This window comes from Phocaeicola faecicola (genome assembly GCF_013618865.1).
GTDB lineage: Bacteria > Bacteroidota > Bacteroidia > Bacteroidales > Bacteroidaceae > Phocaeicola > Phocaeicola faecicola.
In genome coordinates this window covers 13,989-28,095 of record NZ_JABSOE010000062.1, presented here as the reverse complement: position 1 = coordinate 28,095, position 14,107 = coordinate 13,989, and the positions used below count along the sequence as shown (strand labels likewise).

Below are 14,107 nucleotides of genomic sequence, written 5' to 3'. Positions count from 1 at the left end.
TGAATGATAAGGTGGAGAGCCGTGTACGGGGAGACCTGTATGCACGGTTCGGAGGCGAGTGCTTGGAAACCTACCATTGTAACAAATGGCAAGGCGCTGGGTGCTTAGCCTATGGCCAGATAGCTTCAGCGAAAATTCCGCTTACCAGAATGATTTCTCCACAGTTGTACTGGGTCATGACAGGTAATGATTTTTCTCTGGACATTAATAATCCGAAGGAGCCTAAAATCCTTTGTGTAGGCAATAATCCGGACCGACAGAACATCTATTCCGCTGCGCTCGGACTGTATAATTCCAGAATCGTCAAGCTGATAAACAAGAAAGGGCAGCTTAAAAGCACGGTAATCATAGATGAGCTTCCAACCATCTATTTCCGAGGACTGGACAACCTGATTGCAACGGCACGTTCCAACAAAGTGGCAGTCTGTCTGGGATTTCAGGACTTCAGCCAGCTTAACCGTGACTACGGTGAAAAGGAAAGCAAGGTAATTCAAAATACAGTCGGCAACATATTCAGCGGTCAGGTGGTAGGTGAAACGGCCAAGACACTTTCCGAACGTTTCGGAAAGATTTTGCAGAAACGTCAGTCCATATCCATCAACCGTCAGGATGTCTCCACATCGATCAACACCCAGCTGGACTCCCTGATTCCTGCTTCCAAGATTTCCAACCTCTCACAGGGGACGTTTGTCGGTTCCGTGTCGGACAATTTCGGTGAGAAAATCGACCAAAAGATTTTCCATGCGGAAATTATCGTGGACCATGCCAAAGTAAGTGCGGAAGAAAAGGCTTATAAAAAAATCCCGGTTATCAACACGTTCAAGGACAGTGAAGGGAATGACATCATGCTCCAGCAGATACAGCGTAATTATGACCAGATAAAGGCGGATGCCCAGGCTATCATCAACGATGAAATGGAACGTATAAAGAACGACCCGGAACTATGTGAACGGCTGGGAATAGAAAGTGTAGAAGAGGAGAAAAGAAAAGCTGAATAGATACAGAATGACAAATAAATCCTGAATCAATTTGATTTTCAGGGAACATTCCTTATCTTTGAACTTGAAATAGAACATAACGGCGGATAACGGGATGTTTTCCGTCGATTATATACATAAGTCGCAAGTGTCTTAAACTGAAATCTGGCAAAATTTCAAAAACGAAGACTATTGCGTGAGGCTTATGCTATACCCTATAGCGTGAGCCCATGCATGTTTTTCGTTTTGGGCTTGCCAGAGCCTCAGTTTAAAAACAGCATGGGTTTCATGCTTTTATTTTTAATAGCAGAGGTATGGCAAAAGTTCAGATTATTATGCCCGTCACATTGGACGGTTTCCTGCCGGACAAAAATGAGGAACTGATGGAATGGCTCAGGACAGACCGGAACGGATTCCCTTATTGGGAAGAGCGGGCTACATTCAACATGTTTCCGCATTATGGTATGCTTGATTTGATGGATGCAAAAGAGAGACGAGACAATAACTGTACCTTTTTTATGAAAGTACAGGACGAAAAAAGTGCCGAATATGCTGGTGGAGTATTTCTCTTCCGACTCGCAGATGAACTGGTCATTTACCTGCTTCCAATATCATACAAAAATGGGAAAAACATAACCGGAAAGATTCAATTCGGACAATGGACTTTGCGTGAGTCCAAAACATTCCGAAACAATATATGCAGATTGGTATACCGCCTTAAAGAATAAAGATTACTTCAGATTAAGTTTCTTCATTTTCTTGTACAGGGCTGTACGACTACAACCGAGTTCCGCTGCTGTCTTGCTGACATTACCATGATTTTTACCAAGCAGATTTCGTATCCTTTCCTTTTCCTGAATGATACGAATATCCGGATTGTCATTACAATCTACATTTTCCAATCCCAAATCACAGACATTCAATAATGCATTATCTGCAACAATTACTGCACGTTTGATTTTTGCGTTCAATTCCCGTACATTACCCGGCCAGTCATACCCCAACATACATGATTTCGCTTCTTCGGTAAATCCCTCATTCTTGACACGTATTCTGCTGGAATGTTCTTTCCTGAAAAATTCGGCAAGCGGAAGAATATCATCTTTGCAATCTTTTAATGGCGGTTGAACAATTTCGAGTTCTGCAAGGCGATAATACAAATCCTCACGAAAACGACCTTCCTGCACAGCCTTTTCCATATCCTCATTGGTGGCAGATACGATACGCACGTCAATATGCTTGACTTTATCACTTCCAACAGGATTAAACTCCTTTTCCTGAAGAACCCGAAGGAGAAGAATCTGCATGGAATACGGCATATTACCGACTTCATCCAGAAATAAGGTTCCTCCATTGGCCGTTTCAAAATATCCCTTCCTATCAGCAACTGCTCCGGTAAAGGCGCCCTTGACCGCACCAAAAAATTCAGAAGCCTGTAAATCGTTAGGTATGCTTCCACAATTGACAGCAACGAAAGGTTTATCACGTCTGTCACTATAACGGTGGATCATCTGGGCTATCACTTCCTTACCGCTTCCGCTCGGACCGAGTATCAGAACTGAAAGTTCAGAAGATGCCACACGACGAGCCAGTGAAGCGGCTTTTCTGGCAGCTTCACTGGTACGTTCAACAAAAGAACGCTCTTTACGTACAATAACTGGCTGCTTAAGCATACTATGTACTAATTCTATCAGTAGCTCTTGATGAACAGGCTTTTGCAAATAATCCTTAGCACCGAGTTTGATAGCACGGACTGCATCCGTGATACAGGCATAATCTGTCATGACAATAAATGGAACTTCCATCTTAGAACGTATCATCCATTCCAGAAGACTAATACCATCACCTTCCGGCAGACGTACGTCTCCCAATACAAGATTGATTTCGTTTTTCTTCAGAATACTACGTGCACCGGGTTCATCTATAGCTGTCAATACTTCGTAACCGGCCTTCTGCAGCCATTTTTCAATCATTCCGCAAAGTATCATATTGTCTTCAACTATCAGAATTTTCATATCTTTTCAGTTCATTTTCTGTTTCATTAATTAATTTTTCAATCCACTCTATAATCTGGATAGCATTTTCACAAATAACATCATCACTAATATCCATATCGTGTAACTTTTCTTGAAAATCACGCAACAACTGTTCCTTTTCAAGCATTTCCCATACAGGCATCATTCGATGTATTGTTTTTCTCATGGATTCACGATTGGTTGTCTTTATGGCTGTTTTAAGTTCCTCAATTTCTTTTCTTGATTCCATGATAACAAGAGACATCATATGTTCATGATCATCTGTACTATCCAACAAGCAGGAAAAGTCAAAATCTCCAGTTTGAGAAACTTTTATTTGAGACATAATGGTTGATAAAAAAGTAAGTAATACATGGATGTTGAACGGCTTATGAATGCAACCCGCAAATCCTTCTTTTTCATAGATTCCGGAATTTCCGCCACCACGGGCAGTCATGACTGCAACAGGAATGGTTCTTGAATTTCCTATGTCTGAATTTCTAAGTAGTTTTAATAGAGCGAACCCATCGATATCCGGCATTTGTACATCAGTAAGTATCATATCATAATCTGATTGTCTAATAGCTGTTACTACATCCCGTACATTCATACAGGTCGTACAAGTTATACCATTACGCCCAAGCATGTCTTCCACTATTTTTAGCAATATAGGATCATCATCCACAACAAGTACATTTTTCGGCAAAATGGTTATAGACTCACTATAAGAATTACATTCGTCCACAAGCTCATCCGTTTCTGGTAAAAGAAATTCAAGTTTGAACACACTCCCCTTACCAAGCTTACTTTCTACATTTATTGTTCCATCAAGGACTTTAACTAGTCCCTTAGTCAGAAAAAGACCTAAACCAAAACCTTCTGAATTAACATTCTGCGCAGCACGTTCAAAGGGAGAAAATATTTTTTTAAGCGTCTCTTCATCCATTCCAATACCTGTATCCCTTATTTCAATCAACAGTTTCCCTTCTAAATATTCAGTATGGAAACAGACATTTCCTTTGGATGTAAACTTGATGGCGTTTGTAAGCAGATTGTCTAGTACTTGTTCAAGTTTGTCCGCGTCTCCTTTTACAGTTACATTTGAACCATTATGTTCCGAATATAGAATCAGACCTTTTGAAACCGATTTACGGGAGAATTCATCTGAAATGCGCAGCAAAAAACGATTTAGATGAAAAGGTGCATCATTACGTAAGCTACCGACGTCATTAATCCGGTAAGCATCCATCAGGTCGTTAACTAAATGTAGGACGTGTTGGCAAGAATGACGGATGTCATCTAAATAGATTTCGCGCTTTTTCTTTTCTCGCGTTTCCGAAACCAAATCGGCACAGTTATGTATATTACCAAGTGGGCCTCGTACATCATGAGAAATAGTTAAAATAATTTGCTTGCGCATTTCAAGTAAATCTACATTCTCTTTAATAGCCTGTTTTAATTTTCGTTTAATCGTTTCTTCTTTATTAAAATCCGAACGTATAATAAAAAAGGAGAGCAATAATAAAATAATAGCTATGATTATAATTATAGAGAATAAGCGAAAAGCCGTTTTTTGAGCATTTATAATTTCTTTATTATATTCAATAAAATTCTTTTGAATATCATCATCTAAAACACATAAAAGCTCGCTTAATTGATTATTTATCAATTTATTTTTCATGATTAAACTATCTGATTCCATCTCTATCTGAATCAGATAATTTTTATGATCTATATTTGTTTTTTTCTTTAATTCTGAATATTCTATCACATAATATGGTTCTTGAACTGTTTCGGTTTTTCCAAAAAATCCAGCTAAACCTTTCTTCTTTCTCGTTACTGTTCGTGTTTTTAAACTCTTTTTAGGAATTTGGGATTCAAAAAATAAACTGTCTGACTTCTCTTTGGACTTAATAGTTCTCATGATATGCAAAAGAGAATATTCTTTTTGCTCTAACATATTACATAAAGAATCAACTTGCTCAATCTGGATAAAACCATTACAATGTATTTTTATATCTTGTAAAATACTATCTGTAAACAAACGATTCCTTTGATATTCTAAATAGTCTCTATAATTCCATGTAAATACAGACTCGCTTAAAGATGATAATTTATTGACATATAAAGGTAAAACAAATATTTTGTTATGAACTAAATTTATTTGATATTGCTTATTATTTATGTCCTCTAGCTTAATCTTCTGATATATAAAAATTAAAGATATACATGCTATAATAAAAAAAACAATAATGTATCCAAATATAACTCTTCCATATAATTTTGAATCATTGATTTTCATATTTATAATATGTGTTTAATTTTCTGTATCGTAAATCAGCACAAATTATTCGTTTTCCTACATTTATGAGTATCAGCAAACCGTATCTCATAAAATATTATTATAGATGAGTCTCCTTTAAAAAGTACATTCTTTCAAATTTACCCCCTCTCAGAGGCATTTGTAAGGCGTTAAAATCTATAAAATACTTTTTGTAGTAGATAAATCAGTAATCTTCCAAGTCATGAATACTTGCAATATCCATAGAAAGGTATCTCTCTCCAGTATCAGGTAATAGTACAATTATCCTTTTCCCTTTATAAGAATCGTTTGAGGCAAGTTTAACAGCGGCTGAAACAGCTGCTCCTGAAGAAATACCAACAAGAAGTCCTTCTTTCCTTGCCAAATCTCGCATCATTTTAAAAGCATCATTATCATTTATCTGAATTATTTTATCAATATAACTCGTCTCTATAATTTCAGGTATAAATCCTGCACCAATGCCTTGTATCTTATGCGGACCAGCTACTCCTCCAGACAAAACAGGTGAACCTCTTGGCTCTACTGCTATTATTTCTATTTCAGGACTCTTCTCTTTTAATCTTTTACCAATACCGGTAATACTTCCTCCTGTTCCGACACAAGAGATAAAGACATCAAACTTTCCTGCATCTTCAATAATCTCATTTGCTGTTGTCATATAGTGAATATCAGGGTTGGCGGGATTTTTGAATTGCTGTAATATGACAGATCCTTTTATTTGAGAATTTAATTCTTCTGCTTTTGCTATCGCACCTTTCATACCTTCACTTCCCGGTGTCAAAACCAACTCACTGCCGAATGCTTTGAGAAGTTTCCTTCTTTCTATACTCATAGTTTCCGGCATGGTAAGAATGACTTTATATCCTTTTAGGGCTGCAATCCAAGCCATACCGATTCCGGTATTCCCGCTTGTAGGTTCAATGATTGTACCATCTTTTTTTAATTTTCCGGAAGTTTCCGCTGCTTCAATCATAGCATAGGCTGCCCTGTCCTTTACACTGCCTCCCGGATTGAAATATTCCACTTTGGCTATGATTTCCGTTCCGTATTCATCTTTATATATATTAGAAAGCCGCACCAATGGAGTCTTACCTATAAGCTGCAGCAAATTGTCCTTTATATTGCTCATATTTATCAGATTATTTTTTCTGTACTCTTTTTCCGTATGGTTCCACATCTTCTGTTACCCAGAGATTACCCCCGATAACAGCCCCCCTGCCGATTGTTATACGCCCCAATATGGTAGCATTTGAATATACCGTCACATTATCCTCCAATATGGGGTGGCGTGGTATTCCCTTTATCGGATTTCCGTTTTCGTCAGTCGGGAAACTTTTTGCACCGAGTGTGACACCCTGATACAGTGTGACGTGATTCCCGATGATACAAGTCTGCCCTATCACGATACCGGTTCCATGATCTATATTGAAATATTCTCCTATCTCAGCCCCCGGATGAATATCTATCCCTGTCTCAAAATGGGCAAGCTCACTGATAATTCTCGGTATGAGCGGTATCTCCATTTTATATAGTTCGTGGGCAATCCTGTGGTTTGAAATGGCTCTGATGGCAGGATAGCAGGATATTATCTCCCCGATACAGGTCGCTGCCGGATCTCCGTCAAAGGCTGCACGAATGTCCGTTGCCAGCACCCTTCTCATTTCGGGAAGGCTCCGTATGAACCTCTCGGCATACTTTCTTGCCGTCTGGCAGCAGGGAGTTCCCTTTATCCTTTCCTTCATATTCTCATTTCCGAAAAGCATACCCGCCTGTATCTGCTGCGTCAGGATATTGCTCAGCTTCTCCAGTGTCACCCCAAGATGAAAAGTGAGTGTCTGGCTGTTTACCGTATGATTTCCATAATATCCCGGAAACAGGACTGCACGGCAAAGTTCTATTATCTCATGTATGGCCTTACCTGAAGGTATCGGGTCTCCTTCTTCATATTTGATGAAAAGTTCAGGGAATGACGAATGATCCGCCAACTTTTCAACAACTTCTCCGATGTATGTAATATGTTCCATGTGATTATATATATTTTAAATCGTAAATATACGTTGGTTTAACCTATAATAAAAAGGATAGGTTATATCCTTTTTATTGTCTGCACTGTCTTTAAAATCCCAAAGCCCTGATCATCTTATGGTTCAGGTGTCTGTTCTTGCCCTTGAACGGATAACAGTGTATATGTATGGCAGGATTGAAGTTCATTTCAATGATCGCATAGTTATCCGGTGTGGCAGGAGCATGAATATCCTGTATCATCATATCCAGCCCGGTAATCTTCACGTTCAGAGCTTTGGCAGCTTCCACAGCAATAGCCTTGTACGAGTCGTCTATATCGTCTGTAAAATCTATGCTGTCTCCTCCCGTACTGATATTGGAGTTCTCACGAAGATAGACCACTTCCCCCTCTTTGGGTACAGTGTTGAAATCCATTCCCTGCTGCTTCAGAAACATTTCCTCCTCACGCCCCTTTCTAATTTTCTCCAAAGGGGTGCGATATCCTTTACCTCTGAGCGGATCTTCATTCTTCCTGTCTATCAGTTGTCCGATATTCAGAACACCGTCACCCGTCACGTTTGCCGGAACACGGTGAAGGATACCTACCACTTCATCATTGATGATGAATATCCTGAACTCCCTTCCCGGTATGAACTTCTCTATAAGCACCGTGTTGTCATGCTCAAAGGCTATCTGCAAGGCTGCCTTGAAGTCCGTTTCATCATAGTTATGCTTCAGTATGGTTATACCCAATCCGAAATTGGTGGACTTAGGCTTGATTACCACAGGTTTCCCTGCATACATACGGTAGTCTGCCATACCTGCCTCCGGTGACGTGTATTCATAACCGCCCGGCACGCTTATTCCGGCACGTTCCAGCACCTTCTTCGTTACCACCTTATTTTCCATCATCAATACAGACACGTATGAGTCCAAAGAGGTCTTGGTTGCCTGCATCACATATTCCTCCTTTTTACCGTCAAACAGACGTATGAAGTTTTCCTTACGGTCAAGTATTTCAAAACCTACCCCTTTAAGTATTGCAGCCTTCAGCAGAAGCTGTGTGGACATTTCCATATCCTCCAGTCCATGAAATCTGTAACCTCCGCTTATGGTGGCTTCCCTATACTGTCTTGCCTTCTCCAGATGGAACGGTACAAACCCCACCCTGTTTATGTTCTCATACAGCACCATGCCTATACGCTTCTCAGGATTCTGTACAAGATACAGATTGTGCTGCATCTCCTGACGGTAGGTTTCATTGTCAAGCACCCCATATTCTGAAAGAATCCTCTCCATATCTTCTAAAATAGAAGTAGCTTTCTGCTGTACAGTGGTCGAGCAGCATTTCAACTCCTTCTTTTCGTCTCTTCCATAGCATGAAGCCATATCCTGATTACAGGTAGCCCTTTGCAGTTCTTCCTCCGTAAGACTTCCGTTCTCCTCCTTCAGCAGAGAATAGACAAGCAGAAGGTGAGAAAAATAAATGGCACTTGCGCATACCCCCGATTTTGTAAACGGGTCAAGATCCACAATTCGTACCTCAATGTAGGAAGGAGAACCATTATCCTTTTCCAGAAACTTGATACGAACCGGAAGATAAAGCTCGTGAGGTCCGTCAATACGGTTTTCCCTTATCAGTTTGTCAATAGACATATTATAGGCTTCAAGTGAGGAATAATCGATGAAGAATTCCTCACGGTTACGATACCCCAACGGACTTGTCCTCAGACTGAGGCTTACCCCACACTTCATGGGCTGCTTTTCTCCCGTTTTAAGCGAAATCACATTCAGGGTTTCTTCCGCAAGCGGAGATTCACCGTACAGCCAGATAAAAAGCCAGCGGTATTTGAGAAAGTTCCTCACCACACGGAAATATACTGTTTCCCTGACCTCCTCCATAGAGCTGCCGCACACACCGCTTTTCAGCAGAACGTCCATCAGTTTTTCCGAGAAAGAGAAATTGAAGTGTATTCCCGAAATAAGCTGCCTTTCCTTTCCGTAGGTTCCGGCAAGTTTCTGACGGTAATACTCCTTGTCCTTGAACTCTCCCGAATAATGTGCAATGGGTATCTCCTGATTCTCCTTCAATACAGGAGGAAGGCTCTGAGGCCAGAGAAGCTCATCGCCGATATTCTCCGTCACCACATCGTGCAGCGTTTCCATAAATCCCAAAGCCTCTCCTACACTTGGCAGCGGCGGAGTTATCATTTCCACCTGACTCTCTGAAAAGTCGGTGGTTATATAAGGGTGCTTCCCCTTGTCGCCAAATACTGCCGGGTGTGGAGTCAGGGCAAGCGTACCGTCCTGATTGACCCTGACATTTTCCTTTTCAAGTCCGAAACACCCCTCTCTAAGCAGATGGCTGTTCTGTTTAAGTATAAAGCAAAAATCCTGTGTATTCATATACTGCTATATTGTATGTTTGATTTTTCAAGTTCCTTTTCCCTTTTTCTATATAATAGATAAAGTACAATGCCCTTTATCACGCTGGTAAGCGATATGCTCCACCAGACACCCTCTATTCCCATTCCCAGACTTTTGCCAAGCAGAAGGGCAAGAGGTATCCTCATTGTGGTGAACACGATGCTCACGGTTGCCGGATATTTGGTAAGCCCCTGTCCGGTATAAGCTCCCGAAGTAAGTATTTCAAGTGTGGCAAACAGCTGTGAGAAGCCGACTATACGCAGATAGGCACTACCTATTTCTATGGTGGCAGCCTCATTCACGAAAAATGACAGTATGGTTTCCGGGAAAGCTAAAAATATGAATGTGGCAGGAATGGAGATACAATATCCAAGCCTGATACTTGTACGATAGCATTTCCTTATCATATCCGTATTCCTTTCCCCATAATATTGCCCTATAAGTATGGAGGTTGCCTGCATCAGACCGTTCATAAGAAGAAACGAGAGCGACTCTATCTGAAGCCCCAGCTTCTGTGCGGCTATTGCATCTGTTCCCCATATACTTACGATACGCCCGATGGCTATGCCGATAAGCGAGAACAGAATACGCTGCATGGCAGGTGCTGTACCTATTCCAAGTATTTTCCTGAGAAACTTGTGGGGTACTGCTTTTATACTCAAGGTGAGTTCAAGCCTGTGTCTGAGAAGATACACCGCATACATCATGGCACACCCCTGTGAAAGTGCCGTAGCCCATGCCGCACCTTCCACTCCCAGTCCGAAATAAAATATAAACAGAGGGTCAAGAATGATATTGACGATATTCCCGTAAAGTACCGCCCTGAACGAGAATTGTGTCTTTCCGTGTGCGTCTATAATGGCGGTAAACAAAAGGTTCATAAACATGATAAGAACTGTGATACTGCTTATCCTCAGATAGTTCTGAGCCATCGTGTTTACTTCCGGTCTTTCGATATTGAAAAGTGATATAAGAGGCTCCGCCAGCATAAAGACGAACAGGGCATAGAATATCCCCAACACGAATGTACTGCGTATTCCGCACGATATGAAGTGCTGTATCCTGTCCTTCTTTTCAGCCCCTATACTGTGTGATACCGATACCATAGTACCGATGGTTATCACGCTTATCAAAGACCAACCCAATTTGATATAAAATCCGGCCGTTCCGACAGCCGCCACTTCTCCGCTTCCCAATTTCCCGACCCAGAACATATCCGTAATATCGTATGAAATCTGAAGGCAGGATGATAGTATGATAGGGATTGCTATTCTCAGTAGTGATTTTCTTTTTTCTCTTTTTGCCGATGTCTGTTCCATATTTCCAATTTTATATCGTAAAAATACGATACCTTATGCCAATAAAAAAACTCTTAATCAAATCATAAGAGTTCTGAAAACAACTTCTTTGCCAAAAGCAGGCTTTCACGGTTAATACGATAGCAAACCTTTGGTGGAGCTATCTCGCCGTCTATCAGACCTACATCTTTCAGTACCTTCAAATGCTGTGATATGGTAGACTGCGCGATTGGCAATTCCGTTGTCAAGTCTCCACAATAACAACAGGCATTATGGTTAGCCAACAACCTTACGATTGCTATTCGTGCCGGGTGGCTCAGAGCCTTTGCAAAACGGGCTGCCAAAATATCTTTTTCCTCAAATTCTTCAGCTTTACTAAATGCCATAATATTTTCATTGTTTTATATCGCAAATATACGATGTGTTTTTTTATCAACCAACCCCCAGATATAAATTTTATGTATTTTTTAATGTGCAGACGCACGAAGCCCCCGGAGAGTTACCCCGCCGGAGGCTTTTTATCAGAAGAATTTTCTTGTATTGTTTGCAATCCGTACAAGGCTCAACATTACAGGCACTTCTACCAGAACACCTACCACTGTTGCAAGTGCAGCCCCGGACTGAAGACCGAACAACGATATGGCGACAGCAACGGCAAGTTCAAAGAAATTACTTGCACCAATCATACCTGCCGGAGCAGCTACGTTATGTGGCAGTCTTGAAGCCTTTGACCAGCCGTATGCAAGAAAGAATATAAAGAATGTCTGTATAATCAGGGGTACTGCAATCAATAGAATATGCAGTGGGTTTACAAGGATTGTTTCACCTTGAAACGAAAACAGAATTATCAATGTGAGCAATAGTCCGATTATAGTAGCATTGTCGAACTTCTTTATAAATACATTGTTAAAATAGTCTTCTCCCTTTTTCGATATTACAGTACGGCGTGTAATTACACCACCTACAAGAGGTATGACCACAAACAAAATTACAGAAAGTGTAAGCGTGTCCCAAGGAATGATTATTCCGCCAACACCGAGAAGAAAAGCCACTATCGGAGCAAAAGCCACCAGAATAAGCAAGTCATTCACTGCTACCTGTACCAACGTATAGGCAGCATCGCCTTTAGTAAGATAGCTCCATACAAATACCATAGCTGTACAGGGTGCAGCACCCAACAGTACGGCTCCGGCAAGATATTCACCAGCCAGTGCTTCCGGTATCCACTGTTTGAATATAACAAAGAAGAATATCCATGCTATGCCGAACATCGTAAACGGTTTTATCAGCCAGTTTACAATACAAGTGATAAACACTCCTTTAGGTTTCTTTCCAACATTCTTAATACTCTGAAAATCCACCTTCATCATCATGGGATAAATCATCAGCCATATAAGAATGGCTACCGGTATGGATACATTCGCATATTCAAACTTACCGAGTGTTTCGGGTATGGCAGGAAACCATTGTCCTATTGCTATTCCTACTACAATGCAGATAGCCACCCACACTGTTAGGTATCGTTCAAAAAAACCTATTCCTTTTTTCTCTTTTTCCATATCCTTTTTAGCAGTTGCCACCGCAAGAGCATTTTGGCAATTCTTCTTTTCTGATTTCAGTAATGTAGAAACGGGCAAAGGCATTTCTGATTTCGTCACGCACACGGCGAAACTCCGAGTCAATAAACTCCAGTGTACCTGTTGCGTGTGAAGGATCGTCAAAGGCGATATGAAGACGTTTTCCTACTTTTCCTATGAATGTAGGACAGCTTTCATTTGCATCTCCGCATACAGTTATTACATAATCCCATTCCTGATTGATATAGGCGTTTACATGTGTCGGAATATGTGAACTGATGTCTATTCCTACCTCTTTCATCATTTCCATAGCCTTGGAGTTTACCTGAACGGCTGGTTCCGTTCCGCCGGAATATACCTCTAAATGTTTGTCAAATGACTGCAAAAATCCGTGAGCCATCTGGCTGCGGCAACTGTTTCCTGTACAAAGTATCAATACTTTCATTTCAAATAGTTTTTTAATTTGTTGATTTATATTTTACATTCTATACTCATAAGCAGGTAGTTTTCACGTTTCCCACTTTTTGCCTTCCAACTTTGGTAGTTTGGAGATATTCTGACTTGTTTAATCGGAGCATATTCAAAACCTCCTATAATGGTATGTCCTTCCTTAACTGTATTTTGGTTTTCTTCGGTTGCGTCCAATAAGTCGAATCTTCCATACAGATGTATTTTTGAATTTATTTTTATGGTAGTGTAAACCGAATATCCGTTTACATCTGTTTCCGGTGAAAATTTATAGTTGAAAGCACGGTTATATTCTGCACCGAAAGAAAACCTGCTGTGGCTGTACCCCGCAAAGGCTGCAATTGAATACTGATCTTTCTGATTTCCAGAAACCGACTTCATATACTCCGGTGTATTGTATATGTCGCCATACAGTCTGAACATAAATCCTTTTACCGGTTTTAAAGTTAGTCCGGCTCCGTATTTGTAATTGTTGTCCATATTCTTAAACTTACGCCCCTCTCCGTTTGTCAGAGCCATATCAGCAGATATGACAGGTGAAAATTCATATCCTGCTACAATTCCTATATCTTCACAAAAGGCTATTCCATATTCTTCCTGAAAAGATTTAAAGATATACCTATGTCCCCAGAAATTTTCCTGTTCCGAGAACTGCTTCAGATTTACCAGTCCGGCAGACACAAAAAATCCCTTCCCTTTCCAGTCTATCTGTGCGTTCTTCAAATATCCGTTGAATTTGGTATTTCCGTTTTCATCTGCCATTGTTTCCACATTCATAAGAATTTTTGCAGAAAAACCTTTTGTAAAAAATCCTTCATATCCTACAAAAGCACGGTCAAGGTTGAATCCGCTATTCTCGTTGCAGTGTCCGACCCCTGCCTTGTAGTTGGCAAAGAGGGTTAGTATGGGTTTGCCGGAAAATAATTTTTCATCATTTTGTGCAAAAGTCGGTTGAATGAAAATGGCGGCCATCATAATTGATGAACACCATTTTATAATACTTCTCATATTCATTTTT

General features: G+C 40.5%; 12 protein-coding genes. 2 read left to right on the top strand and 10 right to left on the bottom strand.

The window, feature by feature from the left end; genetic code table 11:
- Both H3001_RS15095 and H3001_RS15090 read left to right on the top strand, forming a co-directional pair.
- Positions 1–998 (top strand): TraM recognition domain-containing protein (locus H3001_RS15095; protein WP_246368643.1); only part of this gene is annotated, 998 nt, incomplete at its 5' end.
- Positions 999–1,291: 293 nt separating this feature from the next.
- Entirely contained in the window at positions 1,292–1,705 is a 414-nt protein-coding gene (locus H3001_RS15090) for a hypothetical protein (RefSeq protein WP_022053300.1), read from the top strand.
- 3 nt (positions 1,706–1,708) lie between these two features.
- Here H3001_RS15090 and H3001_RS15085 read toward each other — a convergent pair whose 3' ends face one another.
- The 10 genes from H3001_RS15085 to H3001_RS15040 form a co-directional block, all read right to left on the bottom strand.
- The gene (locus H3001_RS15085) at positions 1,709–2,992 is read right to left on the bottom strand and encodes a sigma-54-dependent transcriptional regulator (protein WP_022053301.1); all 1,284 of its coding nucleotides are present in this window, start codon (positions 2,990–2,992) and stop codon (positions 1,709–1,711) included.
- On the bottom strand, positions 2,973–5,294 hold the full coding sequence (locus tag H3001_RS15080; protein ID WP_181215367.1) for a hybrid sensor histidine kinase/response regulator: 2,322 nt from the start codon (positions 5,292–5,294) through the stop codon (positions 2,973–2,975). Before H3001_RS15080 ends, H3001_RS15085 begins: the two co-directional genes overlap by 20 nt.
- A gap of 205 nt (positions 5,295–5,499) precedes the next feature.
- A complete protein-coding gene (gene cysK / locus H3001_RS15075; protein ID WP_181215366.1) occupies positions 5,500–6,444 on the bottom strand; it encodes a cysteine synthase A in 945 nt (314 codons plus the stop codon).
- A gap of 10 nt (positions 6,445–6,454) precedes the next feature.
- Positions 6,455–7,339 (bottom strand): serine O-acetyltransferase, encoded by an 885-nt coding sequence (locus H3001_RS15070; protein WP_181215365.1) that lies wholly within the window; start codon positions 7,337–7,339, stop codon positions 6,455–6,457.
- Positions 7,340–7,430: 91 nt separating this feature from the next.
- Positions 7,431–9,725, bottom strand: a complete 2,295-nt coding sequence (gene gshAB / locus H3001_RS15065) for a bifunctional glutamate--cysteine ligase GshA/glutathione synthetase GshB (protein WP_032528639.1) — start codon at positions 9,723–9,725, stop codon at positions 7,431–7,433.
- Complete coding sequence (locus tag H3001_RS15060; protein ID WP_032528638.1) at positions 9,722–11,065, bottom strand: MATE family efflux transporter; 1,344 nt, start codon at positions 11,063–11,065, stop codon at positions 9,722–9,724. The genes gshAB and H3001_RS15060 overlap by 4 nt, the downstream gene beginning before the upstream one ends.
- Positions 11,066–11,127: 62 nt before the next feature.
- A complete protein-coding gene (locus H3001_RS15055; protein ID WP_032585414.1) occupies positions 11,128–11,430 on the bottom strand; it encodes an ArsR/SmtB family transcription factor in 303 nt (100 codons plus the stop codon).
- A 135-nt stretch (positions 11,431–11,565) separates the two neighbouring features.
- Complete coding sequence (gene arsB, locus H3001_RS15050; protein WP_032585412.1) at positions 11,566–12,603, bottom strand: ACR3 family arsenite efflux transporter; 1,038 nt, start codon at positions 12,601–12,603, stop codon at positions 11,566–11,568.
- A 7-nt stretch (positions 12,604–12,610) separates the two neighbouring features.
- On the bottom strand, positions 12,611–13,066 hold the full coding sequence (locus H3001_RS15045; protein WP_032585410.1) for an arsenate reductase ArsC: 456 nt from the start codon (positions 13,064–13,066) through the stop codon (positions 12,611–12,613).
- A gap of 26 nt (positions 13,067–13,092) precedes the next feature.
- Positions 13,093–14,103, bottom strand: a complete 1,011-nt coding sequence (locus tag H3001_RS15040; protein WP_005776842.1) for a hypothetical protein — start codon at positions 14,101–14,103, stop codon at positions 13,093–13,095.
- Between the last annotated feature and the right edge of the window lie 4 nt (positions 14,104–14,107).

Excerpts from the sequence above, each read along its gene's own strand:
- arsB (WP_032585412.1), bottom strand. The coding sequence starts at position 12,603 with ATGGAAAAAGAGAAAAAAGGAATAGGTTTTTTTGAACGATACCTAACA.
- H3001_RS15045 (WP_032585410.1), bottom strand. The coding sequence starts at position 13,066 with ATGAAAGTATTGATACTTTGTACAGGAAACAGTTGCCGCAGCCAGATG.
- H3001_RS15055 (WP_032585414.1), bottom strand. The coding sequence starts at position 11,430 with ATGGCATTTAGTAAAGCTGAAGAATTTGAGGAAAAAGATATTTTGGCA.
- H3001_RS15060 (WP_032528638.1), bottom strand. The coding sequence starts at position 11,065 with ATGGAACAGACATCGGCAAAAAGAGAAAAAAGAAAATCACTACTGAGA.
- H3001_RS15085 (WP_022053301.1), bottom strand. The coding sequence starts at position 2,992 with ATGAAAATTCTGATAGTTGAAGACAATATGATACTTTGCGGAATGATT.
- H3001_RS15040 (WP_005776842.1), bottom strand. The coding sequence starts at position 14,103 with ATGAATATGAGAAGTATTATAAAATGGTGTTCATCAATTATGATGGCC.
- H3001_RS15080 (WP_181215367.1), bottom strand. The coding sequence starts at position 5,294 with ATGAAAATCAATGATTCAAAATTATATGGAAGAGTTATATTTGGATAC.
- H3001_RS15090 (WP_022053300.1), top strand. The coding sequence starts at position 1,292 with ATGGCAAAAGTTCAGATTATTATGCCCGTCACATTGGACGGTTTCCTG.
- gshAB (WP_032528639.1), bottom strand. The coding sequence starts at position 9,725 with ATGAATACACAGGATTTTTGCTTTATACTTAAACAGAACAGCCATCTG.
- H3001_RS15070 (WP_181215365.1), bottom strand. The coding sequence starts at position 7,339 with ATGGAACATATTACATACATCGGAGAAGTTGTTGAAAAGTTGGCGGAT.
- cysK (WP_181215366.1), bottom strand. The coding sequence starts at position 6,444 with ATGAGCAATATAAAGGACAATTTGCTGCAGCTTATAGGTAAGACTCCA.